Here is a 23872-nt window from a genome sequence, read left to right as displayed (position 1 = left end):
CCTTATCTCAACCGGCGAGGGTTGAATTCAATCGTAAACTGTCTGAAATACCGTTCAAAGGTATCCCGATCATTGGGTATCGGGTAACGACTCAGGGAGCGCACCGCCCCGAGAGCGGAGTTGTCGAACGCGGTATTCCCGCTGCTACTGACCAACCGCACCCCGGCAAGCTCACCTGTCGGTAACAGGGTAATCTGGAGCCGCGCTGTCATCTCTTCAGTAGCCGAACTGGGCGGATACCACGCCTGGCTCAAGCGCTCACGGATCAGAGCCTGGTACTTCTCACTATCCGACAACATCCGGGCTTCCCGCGCTTTCGCAGCGGCCGCCTCTCTCTGGCGACGGGCTTCCTCTTCCCGGGCCCTCTGAGCCGCCTCGGCCTTGGCCTCAAGCTGCTGCTCCTGGAGTTTGCGCTCTGCCTCAAGCCGCTTGCGCTCAGCCTCCTGACGAGCCAGTTCCTCCTGGCGCTTGCGCTCGGCCTCTTCCCGCTTCCGCTGCTCTTCCTGGCGCCGTTTCTCTTCTTCGGCTTTTCGTTTTGCCTCGTCCTGACGGCGCTTTTCTTCCTCAGCTTTCTGCCTGGCCCGCTCCTTGGCTTCTGCCTCCGCCTTCTGACGGGCAGCCTCCGCTTCGCGGGCTTTCCGGGCTTCGCGTTCTTTCGCCTCGGCTTCCTGACGCTCCTGCTCTTTCTGCTGTTGGAGCCGTTTTTGTTCTTCCTGCCGCTTCTGCTCTGCAATGCGACGGGCTTCTTCCTCTTGCCTTTGTCGTTCAGCTTCTTCCTTGCGACGCTGCTCTTCGGCCCGGCGTTCTTCGTCCCGCTTTTGCTGATCGACCGGCTCTACCACGGGGCTCGGTTCCGGCTCCTGCTGGGTAATCAGCCGGGCCGATATGCTCCTGGGCGTGGGTTCCTGAACAGGGCTAGTCCAGGACCAGCCCGCAAGCGCGATGCCCAGAATCAACAAGTGCAGCGTGACCGAGAGCGCCACCGGTGATTTCCACGGAGGCACGCCAGTTGTGGTTACTTCGCGCTGGTGATCTCTCACAACAATCCTGCCCGCACCACTGTCAATTGTCGTCCTGAGGTGATTCGGTGATCAGGCCGATACTGCTCGCCCCGGCACCCTGCAATTCCGCCATTAATCTGACAACGGTGCCGTATGGAACGTTTTCATCGCCGCGAACCAGAACCTCACTGGAGGCCCGCTGCGAGAGGATCTTGGAGACCTGGGCCCGCAAGTCAGACAGTGTCATGGGATCACTGCCTTCGTCTCCAATCTCGACGTAGTACGCTCCGTTTGCATCAACCGAAACAATGATGGACTCAACATCCTTGTCAGACTGAATAGGATCGGAAGTGGTCTGGGGCAGATCAACCTTCACCCCTTGCGTCAGCATCGGGGCGGTCACCATGAAGATGATCAGCAACACCAGCATTACGTCAATGTACGGAACCACATTGATTTCCGACATTGGCTTGCGCCGGTTTTCCGGCATCATTCCCATGCCCTTCATAAAGCAGTGCTCCCAAGCTGATCCCTGCCCATGAATTCAGCCACCATCATGCGGCACCCTTTTCGCTCTGGTGTACGCGACGATGAAGAATGCTGGAAAACTCATCGGCAAAGGTTTCATAGTTTTTCAGCAGCGCATCAGACATGGCCGAGAAACGGTTGTAAGCGATAACCGCTGGAATGGCGGCGAACAGACCCATGGCGGTGGCAATCAGGGCCTCGGAAATGCCCGGCGCCACAGTCGCCAGCGTTGCCTGCTGTACCTGAGCAAGGCCGCGGAAAGAATTCATAATGCCCCATACTGTGCCAAACAGACCGATGTACGGACTGGTAGAGCCGACAGTCGCCAGAAACGGCAGGCTGGCTTCCAGGCGCTCGTGCTCCCGGGAAAAGGCCACCCGCATTGCACGCTGGGTACCTTCCATGACGGCATCGGCATCCCGGCTTTGCTGGCGCAACCGGGAAAACTCCTTGAAACCGGCCCGGAACAGGGATTCCATGCCGGAAAACGGTGTTGGATCCGCGTTCACCTCCCGGTACAACTGCCCCAGATCCATGCCGGACCAGAAACGCTCCTCGAACGCCAATTGCGCCCTCTTGGCCTTCCGGAATACCTGAAAACGCTGGAAAATCAGGGCCCAGGACATGATTGACGCCAGGGCCAGCAAAAGCATGACCAGCTGAACCAAGACACCGGCATTGGCAATGAGGTACCAGACTGAAAGTTCTGAATCCACTTCTTACTCCTGGCTCGTTATGTTTATCGTTTCGGTGGGCTGGACATTCCTGGCCAGCAATTCCTGCATATTCGTCGGTAACCGGCGGGGACGACCGGAATCAAGCGCTACGCAGGCGACCCGCACATCACTGTCACTCAGCAACTTTCGGTCTTGGGCCCGCATCACACGCTGACGGAAATCCATCCAGACTCTACCAAAAGCCACCGGTTCCGCAGTAACCAGCAGTTCGTCATCAAGCTTGGCCGGCACCGCATAATGAATGGTCAGCCGTTGCACCACATAACTGATATTGTCTGCCAGACCCGCCCTTAGTCCAACGCCGCAACTGCGCACCCATTCGGTTCGGGCCCGCTCCATGTAATGGAGATATTTGGCATGAAATACGATGCCACCAGCGTCGGTGTCCTCGATATAGACCCGAATCGGCAGTTCAAACCTTCCCTCTGGCGCCTGTTCAACCAAAAAGATCGTCCTCCCTGCCAGACTTCGGCGGAATCACGCCGAAATGCTGATAGGCGTTGGAGGTCACCATCCGCCCTCTGGGAGTCCGGACCATATAACCCTGCTGGATCAGGAAGGGCTCAAGCACATCCTCAATGGTGCCGCGCTCTTCACTGATCGCGGCAGCAAGGCTCTCGACCCCCACCGGGCCACCGTCGAATTTCTCGATCATGGCCAGCAGCAGGCGCCGATCCATGTGATCGAAACCCTGGTTATCGACTTTCAGCATGTTCAGTGCCTGATCGGCGATGTCAGAGGTGATACGACCATCTGAGCGGACTTCCGCAAAATCGCGGACACGACGCAACAGACGATTGGCGATACGCGGGGTACCCCGGGACCGGCGGGCAATTTCGAACGCGCCTGCCTCATCGACGGCTACCGAAGACAATCGCGCGGAGCGCAGAATGATACTGGTGAGATCTTCTGTGTTATAAAACTCAAGCCGCTGCACGATGCCGAAGCGGTCGCGCAGCGGCGAAGTCAGCAAGCCTGCACGGGTGGTCGCCCCGACGAGGGTGAACGGCGGCAGGTCCAGTTTGATGGAGCGGGCGGCCGGGCCCTCGCCGATCATGATGTCGAGCTGGTAATCTTCCATCGCCGGATACAGCACTTCTTCCACTGCCGCGCTGAGACGGTGGATCTCGTCAATGAAGAGAACGTCACCTTCTTCGAGATTAGTCAGCATGGCGGCCAGGTCGCCGGCTTTTTCAAGCACAGGACCAGACGTTGTCTTGATGGATACGCCCATCTCATTGGCGATGATATTGGCAAGGGTTGTTTTGCCCAGACCGGGCGGGCCAAAGATCAGAACGTGGTCCAGCGCTTCCTGACGACCCCGGGCCGCGGATATGAAAATATCCATCTGCTCACGGACCGTGGGCTGGCCAACATACTCGGCCAGCAGGGTCGGGCGAATGGCCCTGTCCTGTACTTCCTCATATTCACCGGCCCGGGCCGAGATCAACCGGTCGGATTCGATCATGGCATCACCCATAGTGTGGGAATCAACATCGTGCCTCACGTTTGCCCGCTATTCCAGCGCAGCCCCAATTGTACAAAGGGGTTAGCAGGTGTCACGTTACGCTCTCTACAGGTTCGCGACAGGTTCTGACGATCAGGCCGGAATCATGTTTCGCAGGGCCAGACGGATGAGCGTCTCGCTACTCATTCCCTCCTCGGCCACTTTGCTGATGGCCTTGGCAGCCTCCTGGGGCTTGTAACCCAGAGCGACCAGTGCGGCTTCCGCCTCTTCAGTGGCCGCCGGCCCGCGAGCGGGGCCCTGTCCGCCCGGCTGCCCCACGCCTGTCGTCTCGAGCGACGTTGGCACAAATTGCCCTTCAAGTTGCCCTATCCGGTCCGCCATTTCAATAAGAAGCCGTTCTGCTGTCTTCTTGCCAACGCCGGGCAGCTTGACCAGTGAGGCGGAGTCACGGTTCTCAACGCAGCGAATGAACTGCTGGGCGTCCAATCCGGAAAGAATGCCAACGGCGAGTTTCGGGCCAACCCCATTGACCTTGATCAGCAGGCGGAAGAGGTCCCGGTCCAGGCTGGAAGCAAAGCCGTAGAGGCTCTGGGCGTCTTCTCGGACGGCAAAATGGATATGCAGGGTGACTTCATCGCCGGTCTCCGGCAGATGAAAGAAGGTGGTATAGGGGATGTCGACTTCATAGCCCAAGCCCGCGCACTCAACCAGCGCTTGGCCCGGAGCCTTTTCAACCAGAATACCTCGGATACGACCAATCAAACTAAATCTCCTGTCGCTCTTGGGAGCGGTTTATTGTTGTCGCACGCGACCGCTTCGGACTTTTCCCGCGCCACTGGCCACCCGCAGAATACTCTGGCTCATGTGGGCGTGGCACATGGCAATGGCGAGCGCATCGGCCGCATCCGCCTGGGGTTTGCGTGAGAGCGAGAGCAACACCTGAACCATGTGCTGCACCTGAGACTTGTCAGCACCACCCTTGCCCACCACCGCCTGTTTTACCTGCCTCGCAGAGTATTCATGAACCGCCAAGCCACTGTTGGCGGCACTGACGATGGCCGCGCCGCGGGCCTGACCGAGTTTTAGAGCAGAATCGGGATTGCGGGCCATGAACACCTGCTCAATGGCAAATTCTTCTGGCCGATATTCTCCGATCAGGGTGGCAAGGCTCTGGAAAATGGTCTGGAGGCGTTCCGCCATAGGTTTCTCGCCCACCCGGATACAGCCACTGTCGATGTACTCGATGTGTCGACCATCGGCCCGAATGACACCGTAACCGGTAATTCGTGACCCCGGATCAACGCCCAGAATTATCGCCACATCAATACCCCTGACTGGTCAAAGCGATTCCATGATATCGCCGGAGATATCCGCGTTGTGGTAGACATTCTGAACATCGTCCAGATCTTCGAGCATATCAATGAGCTTCAGGATGGTTTCTGCGCCGTCCCGATCCAGCTCAACCCGCGTGGATGGAACCATGGTTACTTCGGCATTGTCCGGCACCAGCCCGGCATTGACCAGAGATTCCTCTACGTCCAGAAACTGCTCGGGTGTGGTTACGATTTCCCAGGAACCGTCTTCCTGGGCCGCAAGGTCTTCGGCACCGGCGCCGCGCTCGACCGCTCGCTCGATGGTGTCTTTTTTCATATTGGCGGTGAGCGCCTTGTCGATGACGGCGCGCAGGCGGGGATTATCATCGGGATTCCCCCCGCCCTGGCGCGCGGCCAAGGTCAGCTCACGAATGATTTTGGTGAAGATCTTGCCCCGCCTGGCATCCTGTGCCGCCTTGCGGTGCTTGATGTTGGCCCACTTACTGTGACCCGCCATGCAGCTCCTCCCTTAAATCACTGACTTACTCGTTGCCCTCACCGGCTTCCGCCTTGTTGCCTTCAACCGGCTTTGACGGCTTGCGCAGACGGATATGCAACTCACGCAGCTGTTTCTCATCCACTTCGCCCGGCGCCTGGGTCATCAGACAGGTGGCACTCTGGGTTTTCGGGAATGCGATAACGTCACGGATGGACGAAGCGCCGGTCATCAGCATGACCAGGCGGTCCAGGCCGAATGCCAGACCACCATGGGGCGGGCAACCAAACTTCAGGGCATCCAGCAGGAAGCCGAACTTGGCGCGGGCTTCCTCTTCACCGATACCCAGGATACGGAACACCGCTTCCTGCATTTTCTCATCGTGAATACGGATGGAACCTCCGCCCAATTCAGTGCCGTTCAACACCATATCGTAGGCGCGGGACAACGCGTTGGCGGGGTCTGCGGCCAGATCTTCCGGACTACAGGACGGCGCGGTGAACGGGTGGTGAATCGCGGTCAGGCCGCCGTCCGGAGTTTCCTCGAACATCGGGAAATCGACAACCCAGAGCGGCGCCCACTCGGAAGTCAGCATGTCGAGATCGTGACCGATCTTGATCCGCAGTGCGCCGAGGGCTTCATTGACCACGTTGGTCTTATCCGCGCCGAAGAACACGATGTCGCCGTCTTCGGCACCCACACGCTCCATGATGGCCAGAGCGACGTCATCGCCCAGGAACTTGATGATTGGGGACTGCAGACCTTCAACGCCCTTGGACAGATCATTGACCTTGATATAGGCAAGACCTTTGGCACCGTAGATACCAACGAACTTGGTGTAGTCGTCAATCTGCTTGCGCGTCAGCTCGCCGCCTTTCGGCACACGCAGAGCCGCCACACGACCTTTCGGATCCTTGGCGGGACCGGCGAAGACCTTGAAGTCCACGCCTTCAACCAGATCATTTACATCCAGCAGCTCAAGCGGGATACGCAGATCCGGCTTGTCGCTGCCGTAACGTTGCATTGCCTCGGCATACGGCATTTGCGGGAAGGACGGCAGTTGAACATCCAGCACGTCGTTGAACAGCGCCCGGATCATGTCCTCGTTCAGCTTCATCAGGGTCTCTTCATCAATGAAAGAGGCCTCGATGTCTACCTGAGTGAACTCCGGCTGACGATCTGCACGCAGGTCTTCATCCCGGAAACACTTGGCGATCTGGTAGTAACGATCAACACCAGACACCATCAGCAGCTGCTTGAACAGCTGGGGAGACTGCGGAAGCGCGAAGAAAGAGCCTTCGTGGGTACGGCTCGGCACCAGGTAATCCCGCGCACCTTCCGGCGTGGCACGGGTCAGGATGGGAGTTTCCACATCCATGAAGCCGTTGCTGTCGAGGTAGTTACGGATATAACTGGTTACCCGGGAACGGAAACGCAGGCGGTTGATCATTTCCGGCCGACGCAGGTCCACAAACCGGTAGCGCAGGCGCACGTCCTCGCCCACGTCGACATGCTCATCCAGCGGGAACGGCGGCGTTGCGGCGGCGTTCAGGATGCTCAGTTCCTTACCCAGAAGCTCAACCTGCCCGGTCGGCATGTTGTTGTTCTCTGTGCCGGCAGGACGGCGACGCACCCGACCGGTTACCTTGATCACGAACTCGCTACGGACTTTTTCCGCAAGCGCAAAGCTCTCAGGGGTATCAGGATCAACAACCACCTGAGACATACCATCCCGATCCCGCAGATCCAGGAAGATAACCCCACCGTGGTCACGACGGCGGTGGACCCATCCGCAAAGTGTGACTTCCTGATCAATGTGGGATTCGTTAATCCCACCGCAATAATGACTGCGCATACCGGTTCCCGTTACGTTTAATGTGTTCGTTTATCACAGATGTCTGGGCAAGCTGGTGGCGATGGCTTTCCGAAACCGTGCGGAGCCATGGATGGCGGAGCCGAGCGTACATGGATGTATTCACAGCGTGTTTCGGAAAGCCATCGCCACCAGCTTGCTTGCAGCATGTCTGGATCGCAAAAATTAACTCGCGACCTTACTCGAAAAGCCGCCCATTATAAACACAATGGCGGTGAAAATCAGGCGTGCGAGCACGCAAATCAAGCGGTCGGATGACTGCAGGTTGGCAGCCGGCTAGAATGCTTCTTTTTTACCAGCAGATGGAGTCTGAACTTGGCCACCAGAGCGGAGCAAAAACAGAAAACCCGGCGGGCACTGATGGATGCGGCGCTCTCGCAATTGAGTGCGGACCGGGGCTTTGGCAGCCTGAGTTTACGAGAAGTTGCCCGGGAGGCGGGCATCGCCCCCACGTCTTTCTACCGGCACTTTGCCGAGCTTGATGAACTGGGCCTGGCTCTGGTAGACGAAGGCGGCGTTGCGCTAAGGCAGCTGATGCGTCAGGCCCGCAAGCGGATTGCGCGTGATGGTGGCAGCGCCATTTCCACTTCTGTAGAAACCTTCATGGAGTACCTGGGCAACAATGCCAACCTGTTCCGGCTGATGCTTCGGGAAAGAACCGGGGTCTCCAAGCCTTTTCGGACAGCCGTAAAAGCCGAGATTGACCACTTTGTGACCGAGCTGGCGGATGACCTTCGGCGGATTGCGGAAGAACAGAACAAGCCGCTCTCAGAGGCCAGGCTGGTGGCCGAATCAATGGTGACGCTGGTTTTCAATCAGGGGGCCGAAGCGCTGGATGCATCCGCTTCTGAACGTGAAGAGCTGAAGGCCAAGCTGAAAACCGAGCTCAGAATGATCCTGGTCGGCTCCCAGACTCTGGCGAAACGCAACTGACCTCACTTTCGAACTAGACACCGGCCTCAAGCTCAGCAAGAACCGGGGCCAGTCTTGAGCGAACCTGCGCCAGTTCCTCATCGGAATAAGCAACCGGCGCCTGCTTGCCCCACACAGGGCCCGGCCAGGCCGGGTCGCCCTCAAAACGAACGATATGATGAAGATGAAGCTGGGGCACCATGTTGCCAAGGGCTGCGACGTTCATCTTGTGGCCGCCGAAGACATCCATCATGGCTTCGCTGAGCGCGGAGGACTCGCGGACCAGCTGGTGCTGCTGATCCGCCGACAACTGGTAGATCTCACGGATGCCGGTGACCGCCGGCACCAACAGCACCCACGGCCAGGTGCTGTCATTCATCAGTCGGATTTCACAAAGCGATGAATGCCCCAAGCCAACCGTATCGGCCTCCAATCGCTCATGTAACCGGAAAACCATCGGCTCACTCATGATCCCCTCCCGTTATCCGTACATCACTCCGAGTGGAACTGGGTGCGGCCACGGCCAATGGCGTAGTAAATGAGGCCGTAGCGATCCAGCATTTCCGGCTCGTAGAGATTGCGGCCATCAAAGACCACAGGTTCACGAATGGTCGCAGCAATGGATTCGAAGTCTGGCGACCGGAACTCTTTCCACTCGGTGCAGATAGCGAGAACATCTGCCCCTTTAAGCGCTTGCTCTTTCGTGCCACACAGGGTCAGGCCATCCTGATCACCGTAGATTCGCTGGGTTTCCTCCATGGCCTCCGGGTCGAAAGCCTGCACTCTGGCGCCGGCTTTCCAGAGATTTTCCATCAATGTGCGGGAAGAAGCTTCGCGCATATCGTCGGTATTCGGCTTGAACGCCAGCCCCCAAAGCGCAACGACCTTGCCATTGAGATCACCACCAAAATAGTGGCTGATCTTGTCGAACAGCACGTGTTTCTGGGCGTAGTTGACCGATTCAACCGCATTGAGCAGGCGGGCTTCATAACCGCAGTCACTGGCAGTTCGGGCCAGGGCCTGAACGTCTTTGGGGAAGCAAGAACCGCCGTAACCGCAACCAGGGTAGATGAAGTGATAACCAATCCGCGGGTCGGAACCAATGCCTCGGCGCACGGCTTCGATATCAGCGCCCAGTCGCTCTGCCAGATTGGCGATTTCGTTCATAAAGCTGATCTTGGTGGCCAGCATGGAGTTGGCCGCGTACTTGGTGAGCTCGGCAGACCGCAGGTCCATAAAGATCATACGGTCGTGACTGCGGTTGAACGGGTAATAGACCTCTCTCAGAAGCTCAGCCGCGCGCTCGCTATCGGTCCCGACAACAATGCGATCAGGCTTCATGAAATCGTTGATAGCCGCCCCTTCCTTGAGAAACTCGGGGTTGGACACCACATCAAAATCCAGCTCAAGGCCACGTCGGTCCAGCTGGGCGCGAACTGCAGCCCGGACCTTGTCGCCGGTACCCACCGGTACCGTGGACTTGTCGACCACCACCTTGTAGTCCTCCATGTGTTCACCAATGGAACGGGCTACGGCAGTAACATACTGGAGGTCGGCAGAGCCGTCTTCATCCGGGGGGGTGCCCACGGCAATAAACTGGAGTGTGCCGTGACGAACGGCCTCCGCACTATCTGTGGTGAACGAAAGGCGGCCCGCCTCAACGGTGTGCTTTACGATATTTTCAAGGCCTGGCTCATAGATGGGAATCTGGCCATTCTTGAGCTTTTCAATTTTGCCCTGGTCCACGTCCATACACAAAACGTTGTGACCTACATCCGCCAGGCATGCGCCAGTAACCAGACCGACATAGCCGGTCCCAAAAATCGTAATTTTCATCCGTTAAATCCCGATACAAATACAGAAAAGTTATGGGGCGTCGTCAGCTTTTTTCTTCTGCCAGATCGCTTCCCAAGCCAGAGCTGTGCCGACAATGGTATCCAGATTGTCGTAGTCCGGCTGCCAGCCCAGGAGTTGGCGGATAAGTGTGTTGTCCGCCATTAACGCTGCCGGGTCGCCGGCGCGGCGGCCGGTTTCCATGACCGGAAAATCAACGCCGGATTGCGCCTTGACCACATCAATCACTTCCCGGACCGTGAAGCCGCGACCATAACCGCAGTTCATGACCTTCGAATGACCACCTTCGGCCATGTAGTCCAGCGCCATTACGTGGGCCTTGGCCAGGTCCTCCACGTGGATGTAGTCGCGAATGCAGGTGCCGTCCCGGGTATCGTAATCGGTGCCGAAGACACTCATGCCTTCCCGCTGCCCTGTCACGCACTCGCAGGCCACCTTGATCAGATGCGTGGCTTCAGGTGTGGCCTGCCCCAGCAGCCCTTCCGGATTCGCGCCTGCCACATTGAAGTAACGGAGAATCACATAATTGAGGCTGGAGGCTGCGGCCAGATCCATGATCATCCGCTCGCTCATCATCTTGGACGCGCCGTAGGGGTTGATCGGGGCCAGCGGCAGACCCTCGGTGAGCACTGTCTGCTCGGGCATACCATAGACGGCCGCGGTGGAGGAAAACACCATGTACGGCACTTCGTGCTTTTCGACCGCTTTCAGGAGGTTCAGGGTATTGCGGGTATTGTTGCTGTAGTACTTCAGGGGGTTGGCGACAGACTCCGGCACCACAATATTGGCCGCGAAATGCAGAACCGCCTCAAATCGGTGACGGGAGAGCAGATCTTCGATTGCCGCTTCGTCGGCCAGATCCCCGACCACCAGTTCGCCGGCGGTGACCGCCCAGCGGTAGCCAGTGGAAAGGTTATCGAAAACAACGATATCGTGACCGGCCTGGCCCAGCTGACGGACCACGTGACTGCCAATATATCCGGCTCCGCCGGTAACGAGGACTTTCATAGGCGAAAACTACTCCTTCCCTGAATTCTGTTTGCGCAGACGCCGGATCTCTGCCCGTCGCCAACTGAAAAACTCACTGATCACCTGGCTGCACTGATCGGACAACACGCCGCCAACGGCGGTCACGTCCCAGTTCAGATGGGGCTCTTCGAGTGTCCGGCGTGCAGACTCTATTGCACCGGCCTTGGGCTCACGCGCCCCATAGACAAGCCGACTGATTCTGCCGTGGACGATAGCACCAACGCACATGGTACAGGGCTCCAGAGTAACGTAAAGCGTGGCATCCGGCAGCCGATAATTGCCCACCCGGGCGGCGGCATCGCGCAGCGCCCTGATTTCGGCATGGGCCGTGGGATCGCAACCGGAAATCGGCGCGTTAAAACCCGCGCCAATTTCCTTGCCGTCCAGAACCACCACGGCACCAACAGGCACCTCGCCCTTTGCTGCAGCCTCACCAGCCAGCTGGAGCGCGCGATTCATCCAGCGCTCGTCTTCCGGCGTCGCCTCAGACATCGGACCGGCTCACCCGTCGATTATTCCCACTCGATGGTTGCCGGCGGCTTGGACGAAACATCGTAGGTCACCCGGGATACACCGGTGATCTCATTGATGATCCGGTTGGAAACGGTCTCAAGGAGATCGTAAGGCAGATGCGCCCAGCGGGCGGTCATGAAATCGATGGTTTCAACAGCACGAAGAGCCACCACGTATTCGTAGCGGCGGGCGTCACCCACCACGCCAACCGACTTGACCGGCAGGAATACTGCAAAGGCCTGGCTCGTCTTGTGGTAGAAATCCGCACGGTGGAGTTCTTCCAGGAAAATGGCGTCGGCGCGGCGCAGGATATCGGCATATTCCTTTTTAACTTCACCGAGAATACGCACGCCCAGACCCGGCCCCGGGAACGGGTGGCGGTATACCATGTCGTAGGGCAAACCAAGCTCAAGGCCGATCCGGCGCACTTCGTCTTTGAACAGCTCCCGCAGCGGCTCGACCAGCTTCATTTTCATGGTTTCCGGCAGGCCGCCCACATTGTGGTGAGACTTGATAACGTGCGCCTTGCCGGTCTTGGACGCAGCAGACTCGATCACGTCCGGATAGATCGTGCCCTGTGCCAGCCAGTTCACGTCCTTGATATTCGCGGCCTCGTCGTCGAACACGTCGATAAAGGTATTGCCGATGATCTTGCGTTTCTGCTCTGGATCATTGACCCCTTTGAGCTTCGACAGGAACAGGTCTTCGGCATCAACCCGAATCACTTTGACGCCCATGTTGCTGGCGAACATGTCCATCACCTGATCACCTTCATGAAGACGCAGGAGACCGTTGTCCACAAACACACAGGTCAGCTGATCACCGATTGCGCGGTGCAGCAGTGCTGCCGTCACCGAGGAATCGACGCCACCGGACAAACCAAGCAATACCTTGTCGTTGCCCACCTGCTCGCGAATTTGCTGAACCGCATCATCGACGATCTTGGCGGGCGTCCAGAGGGCTTCGCATTTGCAGATAGTCAGGATGAAATGCTCTAGAATCCGCTTGCCCTGCAGGGTGTGGGTTACTTCGGGGTGGAACTGGACGCCGTACAGGTTCCGGCTGAGATCCTGCATCGCGGAAATTGGCGCGCTCTCGGTGGAGGCCAGCAGCTCGAAGCCTTCAGGCATCGCCACCACCTTGTCACCGTGGCTCATCCACACGTCCAGCAGCGACTCACCAGCCGGCGTCAGATGATCCGTGATATCCGCCAGCAGCGGACCCTTGGCGCGAACCTTCACCTGGGCATAACCGAACTCGCGCTTCTCGGAACTGGCAACGCGGCCTCCGAGCTGCTCCGCCATAGTCTGCATGCCGTAGCAGATGCCGAGAATCGGGATACCGCGGTCAAACAGCCCTTCCGGCGCCCGGGGACCGCCCAGCTGAGTTACCGACTCCGGACCGCCCGCAAGAATAATCCCCTTCGGATTGAACTCATTAAGCTCGTCATCGGTGATATCGAACGCTTTGATCTCACAGTAAACGCCGATCTCGCGAACGCGGCGGGCAATCAGCTGGGTGTACTGGGAACCGAAATCGAGAATCAGGATGCGGTGGTCGTGGATGTTCTGGGCCATGGAGTCCTCGGGGCTGAATAAACAACGCGGCCCTCTGGGGGCCGCGTCTGGTAGGGCAATGGTTAACCGATACGGTAGTTGGGCGATTCTTTGGTGATGGTCACATCGTGCACATGGCTCTCACGCATACCCGCGTTGGTGATGCGCACGAATTCAGGCTTGGTGCGCATTTCTTCCATGGTGGCGCTACCGGTGTAGCCCATGGCAGCCCGCAGGCCACCAACCAGCTGGTGAACGATGTTACGCATCGGACCTTTGCAGGCAACGCGGCCTTCGATGCCTTCAGGAACCAGTTTCTCGATACCCTTACTGGCGTCCTGGAAGTAACGATCGCTGGAGCCCTGCCCCATGGCGCCGATGGAACCCATGCCACGATAGGCCTTGTAACTGCGGCCCTGGAACAGCTCCACTTCGCCAGGTGCCTCATCGGTACCTGCCAACAGGCTACCGATCATGACGCTGTGGGCGCCTGCGGCGATGGCTTTGGCGATATCACCGGAGAAACGGATACCGCCATCAGCGATTACCGGGACTCCGTGCTCTTTCAGCGCTGCTGCCACGTTGGAAACCGCAGAAATCTGGGGCACACCAATACCCGCCACAATACGGGTGGTGCAGATGGAACCGGGGCCAATGCCTACCTTTACTGCATCCGCGCCGGCTTCCGCCAGGGCGAGCGCCGCGTGTGACGTGGCGATGTTGCCGCCAATCACCTGCACATCGGGGAAATTCTTCTTGATGAAGCGCACGCGTTCCATCACGCCACGGGAATGACCGTGAGCGGTATCCACCACGATCACGTCGACCCCGGCTTCGGCCAGTGCGGTAATACGGGCTTCGGTGTCGCCACCGGTGCTCACGGCCGCGCCAACTCTCAAACGACCCTGATCGTCTTTACACGCCAGCGGGTAATCTTTCGCCTTCTGGATATCCTTGACCGTAATCAGGCCGCGCAGCTCGAAGTTATCGTTAACGACCAGAACCTTCTCGATCCGATGGCGATGCAGCAGTTCTTTCACTTCCTCGAGACAGGCGCCTTCCTTGACCGTAACCAGCTTTTCCTTGGGCGTCATGATATCCCGAACCAGCGTGTCCATCCGGCTTTCAAACCGGATGTCGCGGCCAGTGACGATACCGATCAGGTCGTGGCCGTCCACCACCGGAAGACCGGAGATACTGTTCGCCATGGTGATATCTACCAGTTCGCGAACCGTTGTCTCGGGCGAAACGGTAATCGGATCCTTTACCACACCACTCTCGAACTTCTTGACCTTGCGGACGGCTGCCGCCTGTTGCTCAACGGTCATGTTCTTGTGCATGATGCCGATACCGCCTTCCTGAGCCATGGCGATGGCCAATTCTGCCTCGGTAACGGTATCCATGGCGGAAGACAGAAGAGGAATGTTGAGGGTGATACCCTTGGTCAGCTGGGTTTGCAGGCTAACCTCGTGGGGCAGCACTTCTGAATATCCGGGAACCAGCAGAACGTCATCAAATGTGAGGGCTTCTTCGGCAATTCGCAGCATTGGGATCCGCCTTTTGATCGTGCTAAGTTGGGAATTTCCGTGCCGTACCCGCGGCGGTACGACAAAGCAAAATCCTTAATCGATCTATTATAATGGGGCTCTCGAAGACAGTAAACCGGCCCTTTTTTAAGGTTCGATTGCATCTTTTTGAAATTTCGCTATTTTTACCCTCCCTCTTTTCGGCTATTGCGTATGTATAACGACGGATCAGGACCGGCGACGCCGCATCTTCAGGACACCCGCCCCCGGGCACTCAGCGTCAGCGAGCTCAACCACCAGGCCAGACATCTTCTGGAGTCGAGCTTTATGCAGGTATGGGTGGAAGGTGAACTCTCCGGATTTTCTCGCCCATCGTCCGGCCACTGGTATTTTTCCCTGAAAGACCGGAAATGCCAGGTGCGATGCGCCATGTTCCGGGGCATGAACCAGCGCATCCGCACACCACCAAAAGAAGGCGATCAGGTCCGGATCCGCGGCAAGGTCACTCTCTACGAGAACCGCGGCGACTTCCAGATTATCGTTGAACACGTTGAGCCTGCGGGGCTCGGCGCCCTCCAACAGGCCTTCGAGGAGCTCAAGCGGAAATTGCTGACCGAAGGACTGTTTGAACAGGCCCGCAAGAAACCGCTGCCCTCACTGCCCAGGCACATCGGTGTCGTCACCTCACCCACCGGCGCCGCGATCCGCGACATACTCACCGTTCTCGCACGGCGGTGCCCTGCTATACCCGTAACGCTCTACCCTACTGCCGTTCAGGGCAAGGCGGCGACCGCTGACATCGTACGAGCTATCGAAGCCGCACAGAACCACGGCGTTGCCGATGTCCTGATTATCGGCCGTGGCGGCGGCTCCCTGGAGGATCTCTGGTGCTTCAATGAAGAAGCGGTCGCCCGCGCGATTGCCGCTTGCCGGATCCCCACGGTCAGCGCGGTTGGTCACGAGGTGGATGTAACCATTGCCGATTTCGTGGCTGATCTTCGGGCTCCGACGCCCTCGGCGGCCGCCGAAAAGATTTCGCCAGACCAGTCAGACTGGCTCAAGCAGCTAAGAGACCGGGAATTTCGGCTATCCAACGCCATGGGCCTGGCCCTGAAGCGTCTGGGCACCCAGCTCGGACATCTGAGCGCCCGGTTGCGCGACCCAAGAAGGGAGCTTCTGGAGAAGGCCCAGCGAATGGATGAGCTCGAAATGCGCCTCCAGAAAGCTATTCGACAGCGCCTGGCAACCGTTGGCGTGCGCAATGATCATCTGCGCCAGAGACTGGTCATGCAGTCGCCGCACCGCCAGCTCTCGGATAGTCAGGACGCGCTGCGGCGCGTGAGCGAGCGATTGGTTTCGGTAATGCAGCAGGACCTGAAACAGCGTCGCGACAACCTGGAACATGCGGCGCAGACTCTGAATGTGGTCAGTCCCCTTGCGACGCTTGGACGGGGTTATTCCATCGTGCGCGACAACAACGGAAACATTCTTCGGGATGCCTCAAACGTTACTCCCGGCGACACCATCTCAGCCCGCGTTGCACGGGGTGAAATGACGGCGAAGGTGACTTCGGTCAAATCTGCAGAAGAAACTGGCCCCTAGACCCCCAAGACTAAGCCAATGGTCTACTAGTCCATGATTTCAAACGGCCTAAAGTTGTCAGGAAACGCATTAAAACAACAACAGGCACGATGAGGTGGAATGTATGGACTACCACTCAGAGTTCCGGCGGTCGATAGACAAACCGGACGAATTCTGGCGTGAACAGGCGGAAAAAATTGACTGGATCGAGCCGCCGAAAACCATCTGGCAGCCAACCGACAATGGGCACGGGCAGTGGTTCCCCGACGGCACCCTGAACACTTGCGATGTGGCACTAGATGCCAACATCCGTGCAGGGCGTGGCGACCAGAAAGCCCTGATCTACGATTCTCCGGTTACCGATACCCAGCGCTCCTACACCTATAACGAACTGACCGATGAAGTGGCCCGGTTCGCTGGAGCCCTCAAAGACCGCGGCATCACCAAGGGCGACCGGGTCATCATCTACATGCCGATGATTCCGGAAGCCGTTATTGGAATGCTCGGCTGCGCGCGAATTGGCGCCATTCATTCTGTGGTCTTTGGCGGCTTTGCAGCCCATGAGCTTGCGGTTCGCATCGATGACGCCAAACCGAAAGCTGTGATTACCGCTTCCTGTGGCATCGAAGTCACCCGTTTGATCGAGTACAAGCCTTTGGTCGACAAGGCCATTGATCAGGCCAGCCACAAACCGGAAACCTGCATCGTTTACCAGCGCCAACAGGCAAAGGCCGAACTTCAGGCTGGCCGTGACCACGACTGGAACGAATTGATGAGAACGGCCGAACCGGCCGACCCGGTGCCCGTCAAATCAACAGACCCGCTCTATATTCTTTACACGTCGGGTACCACCGGTAAACCCAAAGGTGTGGTGCGCGACAACGGTGGTCATGCGGTTGCGCTGAACTACAGCATGAAGCTGGTCTACGACGCCAAACCCGGCGATGTATACTGGGCCGCCTCTGACGTTGGCTGGGTCGTTGGCCATAGCTACATCGTCTACGCGCCATTGTTTGCGGGTTGCACCACCATCATGTACGAGGGCAAGCCGGTGAAAACACCGGATGCCGGAGCCTTCTGGCGAGTGGTTCAGGATCACAAAGTGAACATGCTGTTCACTGCCCCGACCGCATTCCGGGCCGTCCGTAAGGAAGACCCGGAAGCAGACCAGCTTTCACGCTACGACATCAGCTCACTGAAAAGACTGTTCCTGGCCGGCGAGCGACTCGATCCCGCCACCTATGAGTGGTTGAAAGAGCACACTGGCCTGCCGGTTCTCGACCACTGGTGGCAGACCGAAACCGGTTGGGCCATTTGCTGTAATCCGGTGGGAATCGAGTTAATGGCGACCAAACCAGGGTCGGCAACCGTTCCCTCCCCCGGCTACAACGTGCAGGTAGTGGACATGAACGGCAGCCAGATGCCCGCCGGCGAGCAGGGTCAGATTGCTGTAAAACTGCCACTGCCACCCGGCTGCATGATGACAGTCTGGGGTGACGATGAGCGTTTCCGCAAAACCTACCTGGAACCGATATCGGGATTCTACAGCTCCGGCGACGGCGGCTTCATTGACGATGACGGGTACGTGTTCGTCATGGGCCGTACCGATGACGTTATCAATGTCGCTGGCCACCGGCTTTCCACCGGTGAGATGGAGGAAGTCGTCGCTTCCCACCCGGCCATAGCCGAGTGCTGCGTCGTTGGTGCGCACGATGATATGAAGGGGCAGATCCCCATAGGGCTGGTTCTGATCAAGGACGGCGCAACCATCGACCATGACGAACTCGAAGACGAGCTGGTGGAGATGGTTCGAGACAAGATTGGTGCCATCGCCTGTTTCCGCCGCGCCCTGGTGGTTGATCGCCTGCCCAAGACCCGTTCCGGCAAGATCCTCAGACGGGTCATCCGCCAGATCGCCGATGGCGAGGAATACTCGGTGCCCAGCACCATTGATGACCCTGCCATCCTGGAGGAAATCAGCGAGCAGTTCCGCCGCTGACAGAGCCCCCGTGAATGCTGCCCGCCCCGCCCGAACCGGGGGCGGGCAATTTTTACCCAATCAAATCCCAACCTGTTGTTTTTGCCGGCAATAAAACCTTCACGAAAGCTGCAAAAATTTCGTTGACGCCCCCCAAAGTCGGTCTATACTGAAATTGCTGTGAAAATACAGCGGTATTTGGTGAATGCGTTTCAACGTCCTGCCGAAGTGCTCTTCGTTGCCCCTTCCTCAGTACTCTCTGGATTTCTCAGCAACGATTCCATGTGGAATTTTGAAGGTCCCGTGAGGGCAAATTACAGAAAGACAGGAAAGATCAATGTCCGATACTAAAACCGGCCACGTTAAGTGGTTTAACGAGTCCAAAGGCTTTGGCTTCATTGCTCAGGACGGTGGCAGCGACGTGTTTGTTCACTACAGCGCAATCAATGCAAGCGGTTTCCGCACCCTGACCGAAGGCCAGCAGGTGCAGTTCACCGTAACACAGGGCCCGAAAGGCCCGCAGGCGGAAAACGTTACCCCGGTCTAAGGGTATACGCTCCGTCCTTTGCCCCTCACGGGCATCGGAAAACCAACAAGCCGGCATTCGTGCCGGCTTGTGTCGTCAGGACGGCCGGTTTTTCAGGCACCCGCCGTTTCAGGTTCCGCTTCCTTCTCAGGCATTTCGATACCTACTGCCTGGGCCACTGCCGAAAACAAGGCCTGCAAGGTGGCAGATGTCGTGTCTTCGGCCAGTGCCGCAGCGCTGCAATGCATACCGCTCGCGGTCAAGCGAATACAGGCCAGTGCGTTGGCATTGGTGCCCTCACCCAGCGCAAACTCGTCGTAAGCCTCGACAGCAATGGAGATACCAAAGCGCTTCTCCAGCGCCTCCGATACGGCCTCCACGGCGCCCAGCCCATGGCCATCCAGACGAACCGGCGACCCATCGCGACCCACCGACACCTCGGCATGCACGCCCTCTTCGTCCCGATGCAGGTCGTAGGAGCGCAGCGCCCAATCGGCGTGCACTTTCAGATAGCGATCCTCGAACAGGCGATGAATGGTCAGTGAATCAATCTCGCCGCCGTTGGTTTCCGCTTCTCTCTGGACCACCTTGCTGAACTCGATCTGCAACCAGCGTGGCAGGCTGATGTTGTAATCCCGCTCCAGTACATAGGCGACACCGCCCTTGCCCGACTGACTGTTGATGCGAACCACTTCCTCATAGCGGCGACCAACATCGAACGGGTCGATGGGCAGATACGCGACATTCCAGGTTTCGCCATCCTTGCGGCGCGCCAGACACTTGCGAATGGCATCCTGATGGCTGCCTGAGAAGGCGGTAAAGACCAGTTCGCCGGCGTAGGGATGGCGTGGATGAGTGGAAATCTCCGTACAGGCCTCGACCACTTCGGTGATCTCTGCCATGCCCGACAGATCCAGGGTGGGATCAATGCCCTGGGAGTAGAGGTTCATGGCCATGGTCACCAGATCCATGTTGCCGGTGCGCTCACCGTTGCCCATCAATGTGCCCTCGACCCGATCGGCCCCTGCCATTACCGCCAGTTCGGCGGCGGCCACGGCACAGCCGCGATCATTGTGGGTATGCACGCTGATGCCGATGTGTTCACGGCGCTGGATGTTGTCGCAGATCCACTCGATCTGGTCCGCAAACACGTTGGGTGTCGCCATTTCAACGGTGGCAGGCAGGTTGATGATCATCGGCTGACCCTCTTCCGGACGCCAGACCTCGCTCACGGCATCAATCACTTCCGCGGCGAAATCCAGCTCGGTACCGGTAAAGCTCTCCGGTGAATACTGGAACGTCCACTCTGTCTCCGGGTGGCGCGCGGCGATGTCGCGAACCAGTTTGGCACCATTGACGGCAATGTCCCTGATACCGTCACGATCCAGACCAAACACCTGCTCCCGCTGAACCGTGGAAGTGGAATTGTAGACATGCACGATTGCCTTTCGGGCGCCGGCCAATGCTTCATAGGTACGCTCGATCAGCTCAGGACGGGCCTGGGTCAGCACCTGTATCTTCACGTCCTCGGGGATGCGATTTTCTTCAATCAGTTTGCGGCAGAAGTCGAAATCCGGCTGGCTGGCAGCGGGAAAGCCAATCTCGATTTCCTTGAACCCCAACTTCACCAGCAATTCGAACATCCGCGTTTTCTGGGCAACAGACATGGGCTTCACCAGTGCCTGATTACCATCCCGAAGATCTACGGCACACCAGGTTGGCGCCTTCTCGATGACCTTGTCCGGCCAGCGACGATCGGTTTTGGCAACAGGTTTGAACGCAACGTATTTGCGATGATCGAAAGCCATGCGTGTAATTCCTTGCGGTTTCGGGAATGGATTCTTCAATGTGTACAGGTTAACGCGATAAAGCTGGAATTTGATTGCGAACTTGTACGGGATTGCGTAATTTACAATCTATAAATTGCTCGTTAACCATAAATCGTGGAATTTTATGGCCGATAATCAAAAAACCCTCGCCAAAATTGACAAGATGGACCGCCGAATCCTCGAACAGATCCAGCAGGATGGCTCCCTGACCAACCAGGAACTGGCAGAGAAAGTCGGGCTATCCCCTTCGCCCTGTCTCCGTCGTGTGCGGGCACTGGAGGATGCCGGTATCATCGTCAAAACCGTGACCATTCTTGACCACAAGAAACTTGGCCTTTCTCTGACGGCGATCATCCTGATTGGCATGGATCGGCATACGCCCGAGCGTTTCGCGGCGTTTGAAGAGCAGGTTGCAGAGTACCCGGAGGTGCAGGAGTGCTATCTGATTACCGGCCAGGACGCCGATTACATGCTCAAGGTGGTGGTACCGGACATGGACCATTACCACCATTTCCTGCTGAACCGCATTACCCGCATTCAGGGCGTCAGCGGCGTGCACTCCAGCTTCGTACTCCGGCGAGTGATCGACAGTACTGCCCTGCCATTGGGGTACCTTTCCTGACTCAGGCGACAAGCTCGCGGACGTAAGCCCTTGCCATACATTTAAGCTCTTCCACCAGCTGTCGACCCTGGGCGTCGGGAAGAGTTACCGCCAGCCGCAGGACAGTGCCGGCAGACCTTGGTAGCAAAAGGCTTGCGGTCCATCGCCGATCATCAGGAATCCGGGGACACTCCTCTTTGAGTTTCTGGTCCAGATCGCGGGCGTTGGTGTACAGCTCTCTCAGATCCAGCTCCCTCAGCTCAGGCATTGCCTCTACACCACTCCAGATCGCCGAGTAGGCGGGCTCGTGGCGATAGAACTCATAAAACTGATCGATGAGAACGTCTACCGCATCGCTGAGGTTCAGTTCCTGCAACCGTTCCCGCAGAGCCCGCTCCATCTTCTCCACGTGCTGTTCGGCAATGGCATGGACGATGGCCGCCTTGTTGGGAAAGTAGCGGTAGAGAGAAGCCAGCGACATGCCCGATTGTCGGGCAATGGCTGACATGCTCGCAGCATCGACACCGGTCTCATGAAAAATGGCGGCGGCATGGCGAAGGATGGTGTTGACGCGCTCCCGGCTGCGGGCCTGAACCGGCCGGCGCCGCGGGGCGACATCAATAGATTCGTCGGTCATCATCTGTACCTTGTGCAACAGGCTCCGTACAATAATGGCCACTTTACGACAAATAAAGGCTCCGGCGGGCCAACCGCCGCCTGTCCATTAGTCTAACACTTCAGATTTATTACAAACGGAAGACACGATGCGAGCAAGCCGCTACCTGATTGCCACCCAGAAAGAGACCCCCGCCGACGCCGAGATCATCAGTCATCAGTTGATGTTGCGTGCCGGCATGATTCGCAAACTGGCCGCCGGGTTATACACCTGGTTGCCAATGGGCCTGCGTACCCTGCGCAAGGTCGAGCGAATCGTTCGCGAAGAAATGGACAAGAGTGGCGCTCAGGAAGTGTTGATGCCTGCGGTCCAGCCGGCCGAACTCTGGGAGGAATCCGGACGCTGGACCCAGTACGGCGGCGAACTGCTACGAATGAAAGACCGTCATGGCCGTGACTTCTGTTTCGGACCGACCCACGAAGAGGTCATTACCGACCTGATCCGGAATGAGATCAGCAGCTACAAGGAGTTGCCAGCCAACTTCTACCAGATCCAGACCAAATTCCGGGACGAGCGTCGCCCCCGGTTTGGCGTGATGCGCGCCCGGGAATTCCTGATGAAGGACGCTTATTCCTTCCATCTGAACGCCGAATCCCTGAACGAAACCTACGAGTTGATGCACCGCACCTACTGCGCCATTTTCGACCGTTTCGGCCTGGATTACCGTGCGGTACAGGCAGACTCCGGGGCCATTGGTGGCAGCGCATCCCACGAATTCCACGTGCTTGCATCTTCAGGTGAAGATGACATCGTGTTCAGCACCGGGAGCGATTACGCGGCCAACATCGAGAAAGCAGAAGCAGTAGCCCCGAGCGGCACCCGCCCTGCCCCGGCCGAGGAAATCAAGGAAGTCGCCACACCGGATGAGAAAACCATCGACGCAGTATCACAGCTGCTGGGCATTGACGCCACCCGCACAGTCAAAACCCTGCTGGTCAAGGCGGAAGCCGACGAGGACGGCAACGCCGGGCTGGTTGCACTGGTTCTGCGCGGCGATCATACCCTGAACGAGATCAAGGCCGAAAACCTGGCCGGCGTTGCCGAGCCTCTGACAATGGCCACCGATGAGGAAATCGAACAGGCTGTCGGCTGCAAGCCCGGATCTATCGGACCGGTAAACCTCAACGTGCCCGTCATTGTGGACCGCAGTGCCGCGCATCTGGCGGACTTTGTCTGCGGCGCCAACCGGGAAGGCTTCCACCTTACCGGCGTAAACTGGGAGAGAGACGCTGCGCTTGAACGGGTGGAAGACCTGCGCAACGTGGTTGAGGGCGACCCCAGCCCGGATGGCAAGGGCACTCTGGAGATCCGGCGCGGCATTGAAGTGGGCCACATCTTCAAACTTGGCAACAAGTACAGCACAGCCATGAACGCCACGGTTCTCGATGAGAACGGCAAAACCGTGATTATGGACATGGGCTGTTACGGCCTGGGTGTTTCCCGGGTTGTTGCCGCAGCCATTGAACAGAACCACGATGAGAACGGCATCATCTGGCCCGATGCCATAGCGCCTTTCCAGGTAGCCATTGTCACCCTGAACGCCCACAAGTCACCGACCGTTGCCGAGGCCGGCGAAAAGCTTTACGAACAGCTGCGCCAGGCCGGTTACGATGTGCTTCTGGACGACCGCAAAGAGCGCCCGGGCGTGAAGTTTGCCGATATGGAATTGATTGGTATCCCGCATCGGTTCGTGGTTTCCGAGCGTGGTCTGGCAGCCGGAACTCTGGAGTATAAAGGCAGAAAGGATGCGGAAAAACGGGATGTACCGGTGGCTGAAGCGCTGCCATTCCTGGTCAACGCATCGCCCCGAAAAGGGCTCTGATCGCTGTCCGCATGCGCGGACAAGCCTCTGACGGCACGTGCATAAAGCAGTGC

The 23872-nt window shown here is 58.0% G+C and carries 23 protein-coding genes; 6 read left to right on the top strand and 17 right to left on the bottom strand.

The window, feature by feature from the left end; genetic code table 11:
- Positions 1-2 precede the first annotated feature (2 nt).
- The 9 genes from tolA to aspS all read right to left on the bottom strand — a co-directional run bounded on the left by tolA (position 3) and on the right by aspS (position 7398).
- Entirely contained in the window at positions 3-983 is a 981-nt protein-coding gene (gene tolA, locus CFB02_RS04705; RefSeq protein ID WP_088559164.1) for a cell envelope integrity protein TolA, read from the bottom strand.
- A 79-nt stretch (positions 984-1062) separates the two neighbouring features.
- On the bottom strand, positions 1063-1509 hold the full coding sequence (gene tolR, locus CFB02_RS04700) for a protein TolR (RefSeq protein ID WP_088557073.1): 447 nt from the start codon (positions 1507-1509) through the stop codon (positions 1063-1065).
- Positions 1510-1555: 46 nt separating this feature from the next.
- Positions 1556-2245, bottom strand: coding sequence for a protein TolQ (tolQ, locus tag CFB02_RS04695; protein ID WP_088557072.1), 690 nt, complete (start codon positions 2243-2245; stop codon positions 1556-1558).
- A gap of 3 nt (positions 2246-2248) precedes the next feature.
- Complete coding sequence (locus CFB02_RS04690; protein WP_088557071.1) at positions 2249-2710, bottom strand: YbgC/FadM family acyl-CoA thioesterase; 462 nt, start codon at positions 2708-2710, stop codon at positions 2249-2251.
- Positions 2703-3734, bottom strand: coding sequence for a Holliday junction branch migration DNA helicase RuvB (gene ruvB / locus CFB02_RS04685; protein WP_008169131.1), 1032 nt, complete (start codon positions 3732-3734; stop codon positions 2703-2705). Before ruvB ends, CFB02_RS04690 begins: the two co-directional genes overlap by 8 nt.
- A gap of 132 nt (positions 3735-3866) precedes the next feature.
- On the bottom strand, positions 3867-4496 hold the full coding sequence (gene ruvA / locus CFB02_RS04680) for a Holliday junction branch migration protein RuvA (protein ID WP_088557070.1): 630 nt from the start codon (positions 4494-4496) through the stop codon (positions 3867-3869).
- 30 nt (positions 4497-4526) lie between these two features.
- On the bottom strand, positions 4527-5054 hold the full coding sequence (ruvC, locus tag CFB02_RS04675) for a crossover junction endodeoxyribonuclease RuvC (protein ID WP_014577393.1): 528 nt from the start codon (positions 5052-5054) through the stop codon (positions 4527-4529).
- 18 nt (positions 5055-5072) lie between these two features.
- Positions 5073-5564, bottom strand: coding sequence for a YebC/PmpR family DNA-binding transcriptional regulator (locus tag CFB02_RS04670; RefSeq protein ID WP_088557069.1), 492 nt, complete (start codon positions 5562-5564; stop codon positions 5073-5075).
- A 25-nt stretch (positions 5565-5589) separates the two neighbouring features.
- Positions 5590-7398 (bottom strand): aspartate--tRNA ligase, encoded by a 1809-nt coding sequence (aspS, locus tag CFB02_RS04665; RefSeq protein ID WP_088557068.1) that lies wholly within the window; start codon positions 7396-7398, stop codon positions 5590-5592.
- Between the two features lie 333 nt (positions 7399-7731).
- Between aspS and fabR the strand changes: the two genes are divergently transcribed.
- Positions 7732-8349, top strand: coding sequence for an HTH-type transcriptional repressor FabR (gene fabR / locus CFB02_RS04660; RefSeq protein ID WP_088557067.1), 618 nt, complete (start codon positions 7732-7734; stop codon positions 8347-8349).
- A 13-nt stretch (positions 8350-8362) separates the two neighbouring features.
- Here fabR and CFB02_RS04655 read toward each other — a convergent pair whose 3' ends face one another.
- The 6 genes from CFB02_RS04655 to guaB form a co-directional block, all read right to left on the bottom strand.
- Positions 8363-8797 carry an HIT domain-containing protein gene (locus tag CFB02_RS04655; RefSeq protein ID WP_088557066.1) on the bottom strand — a complete coding sequence of 145 codons (435 nt, stop codon included), beginning with the start codon at positions 8795-8797 and terminating at the stop codon, positions 8363-8365.
- Between the two features lie 23 nt (positions 8798-8820).
- The gene (locus CFB02_RS04650) at positions 8821-10164 is read right to left on the bottom strand and encodes a UDP-glucose dehydrogenase family protein (protein WP_088557065.1); all 1344 of its coding nucleotides are present in this window, start codon (positions 10162-10164) and stop codon (positions 8821-8823) included.
- Positions 10165-10194: 30 nt separating this feature from the next.
- On the bottom strand, positions 10195-11190 hold the full coding sequence (gene galE, locus CFB02_RS04645; protein WP_088557064.1) for a UDP-glucose 4-epimerase GalE: 996 nt from the start codon (positions 11188-11190) through the stop codon (positions 10195-10197).
- Between the two features lie 9 nt (positions 11191-11199).
- On the bottom strand, positions 11200-11703 hold the full coding sequence (tadA, locus tag CFB02_RS04640) for a tRNA adenosine(34) deaminase TadA (RefSeq protein WP_088557063.1): 504 nt from the start codon (positions 11701-11703) through the stop codon (positions 11200-11202).
- 20 nt (positions 11704-11723) lie between these two features.
- Positions 11724-13301, bottom strand: coding sequence for a glutamine-hydrolyzing GMP synthase (guaA, locus tag CFB02_RS04635; protein WP_008169149.1), 1578 nt, complete (start codon positions 13299-13301; stop codon positions 11724-11726).
- A gap of 62 nt (positions 13302-13363) precedes the next feature.
- Entirely contained in the window at positions 13364-14827 is a 1464-nt protein-coding gene (gene guaB / locus CFB02_RS04630) for an IMP dehydrogenase (RefSeq protein ID WP_008169151.1), read from the bottom strand.
- 192 nt (positions 14828-15019) lie between these two features.
- Here guaB and xseA point away from each other — a divergent pair, with 192 nt between their 5' ends.
- The 3 genes from xseA to CFB02_RS04615 all read left to right on the top strand — a co-directional run bounded on the left by xseA (position 15020) and on the right by CFB02_RS04615 (position 18912).
- A complete protein-coding gene (gene xseA, locus CFB02_RS04625) occupies positions 15020-16408 on the top strand; it encodes an exodeoxyribonuclease VII large subunit (protein ID WP_088557062.1) in 1389 nt (462 codons plus the stop codon).
- A 103-nt stretch (positions 16409-16511) separates the two neighbouring features.
- The gene (locus CFB02_RS04620; RefSeq protein ID WP_088557061.1) at positions 16512-18386 is read left to right on the top strand and encodes a propionyl-CoA synthetase; all 1875 of its coding nucleotides are present in this window, start codon (positions 16512-16514) and stop codon (positions 18384-18386) included.
- Positions 18387-18702: 316 nt separating this feature from the next.
- Positions 18703-18912 carry a cold-shock protein gene (locus CFB02_RS04615; protein ID WP_008169155.1) on the top strand — a complete coding sequence of 70 codons (210 nt, stop codon included), beginning with the start codon at positions 18703-18705 and terminating at the stop codon, positions 18910-18912.
- Between the two features lie 92 nt (positions 18913-19004).
- On the opposite strand, the gene leuA is transcribed toward CFB02_RS04615, so the two are convergent.
- Positions 19005-20699: a 2-isopropylmalate synthase gene (leuA, locus tag CFB02_RS04610; RefSeq protein WP_088557060.1), complete on the bottom strand. Its 1695-nt coding sequence runs from the start codon at positions 20697-20699 to the stop codon at positions 19005-19007.
- A 145-nt stretch (positions 20700-20844) separates the two neighbouring features.
- Here leuA and CFB02_RS04605 point away from each other — a divergent pair, with 145 nt between their 5' ends.
- Positions 20845-21342, top strand: a complete 498-nt coding sequence (locus tag CFB02_RS04605) for an Lrp/AsnC family transcriptional regulator (protein ID WP_088557059.1) — start codon at positions 20845-20847, stop codon at positions 21340-21342.
- A 1-nt stretch (position 21343) separates the two neighbouring features.
- On the opposite strand, the gene CFB02_RS04600 is transcribed toward CFB02_RS04605, so the two are convergent.
- A complete protein-coding gene (locus tag CFB02_RS04600) occupies positions 21344-21958 on the bottom strand; it encodes a TetR/AcrR family transcriptional regulator (RefSeq protein ID WP_088559163.1) in 615 nt (204 codons plus the stop codon).
- Between the two features lie 127 nt (positions 21959-22085).
- Here CFB02_RS04600 and CFB02_RS04595 point away from each other — a divergent pair, with 127 nt between their 5' ends.
- The gene (locus CFB02_RS04595) at positions 22086-23819 is read left to right on the top strand and encodes a proline--tRNA ligase (RefSeq protein WP_088557058.1); all 1734 of its coding nucleotides are present in this window, start codon (positions 22086-22088) and stop codon (positions 23817-23819) included.
- The last annotated feature ends 53 nt before the right edge of the window (positions 23820-23872 follow it).

It is taken from the genome of Marinobacter sp. es.042, from assembly GCF_900188315.1.
Lineage (GTDB): Bacteria > Pseudomonadota > Gammaproteobacteria > Pseudomonadales > Oleiphilaceae > Marinobacter.
The sequence above is the reverse complement of the archived record's forward strand: the minus strand, read 5'-3'. Positions and strand labels throughout refer to the sequence as shown.

What these genes read in the sequence shown, in the direction of transcription:
- CFB02_RS04615 (WP_008169155.1), top strand. Translation starts at nt 18,703, where the DNA reads ATGTCCGATACTAAAACCGGCCACGTTAAGTGGTTTAACGAGTCCAAA.
- CFB02_RS04670 (WP_088557069.1), bottom strand. Translation starts at nt 5,564, where the DNA reads ATGGCGGGTCACAGTAAGTGGGCCAACATCAAGCACCGCAAGGCGGCA.
- xseA (WP_088557062.1), top strand. Translation starts at nt 15,020, where the DNA reads ATGTATAACGACGGATCAGGACCGGCGACGCCGCATCTTCAGGACACC.
- galE (WP_088557064.1), bottom strand. Translation starts at nt 11,190, where the DNA reads ATGAAAGTCCTCGTTACCGGCGGAGCCGGATATATTGGCAGTCACGTG.
- tadA (WP_088557063.1), bottom strand. Translation starts at nt 11,703, where the DNA reads ATGTCTGAGGCGACGCCGGAAGACGAGCGCTGGATGAATCGCGCGCTC.
- CFB02_RS04620 (WP_088557061.1), top strand. Translation starts at nt 16,512, where the DNA reads ATGGACTACCACTCAGAGTTCCGGCGGTCGATAGACAAACCGGACGAA.
- aspS (WP_088557068.1), bottom strand. Translation starts at nt 7,398, where the DNA reads ATGCGCAGTCATTATTGCGGTGGGATTAACGAATCCCACATTGATCAG.
- guaA (WP_008169149.1), bottom strand. Translation starts at nt 13,301, where the DNA reads ATGGCCCAGAACATCCACGACCACCGCATCCTGATTCTCGATTTCGGT.
- CFB02_RS04600 (WP_088559163.1), bottom strand. Translation starts at nt 21,958, where the DNA reads ATGACCGACGAATCTATTGATGTCGCCCCGCGGCGCCGGCCGGTTCAG.
- guaB (WP_008169151.1), bottom strand. Translation starts at nt 14,827, where the DNA reads ATGCTGCGAATTGCCGAAGAAGCCCTCACATTTGATGACGTTCTGCTG.
- CFB02_RS04595 (WP_088557058.1), top strand. Translation starts at nt 22,086, where the DNA reads ATGCGAGCAAGCCGCTACCTGATTGCCACCCAGAAAGAGACCCCCGCC.
- CFB02_RS04650 (WP_088557065.1), bottom strand. Translation starts at nt 10,164, where the DNA reads ATGAAAATTACGATTTTTGGGACCGGCTATGTCGGTCTGGTTACTGGC.
- CFB02_RS04655 (WP_088557066.1), bottom strand. Translation starts at nt 8,797, where the DNA reads ATGAGTGAGCCGATGGTTTTCCGGTTACATGAGCGATTGGAGGCCGAT.
- ruvB (WP_008169131.1), bottom strand. Translation starts at nt 3,734, where the DNA reads ATGATCGAATCCGACCGGTTGATCTCGGCCCGGGCCGGTGAATATGAG.
- CFB02_RS04605 (WP_088557059.1), top strand. Translation starts at nt 20,845, where the DNA reads ATGGCCGATAATCAAAAAACCCTCGCCAAAATTGACAAGATGGACCGC.
- tolR (WP_088557073.1), bottom strand. Translation starts at nt 1,509, where the DNA reads ATGAAGGGCATGGGAATGATGCCGGAAAACCGGCGCAAGCCAATGTCG.
- leuA (WP_088557060.1), bottom strand. Translation starts at nt 20,699, where the DNA reads ATGGCTTTCGATCATCGCAAATACGTTGCGTTCAAACCTGTTGCCAAA.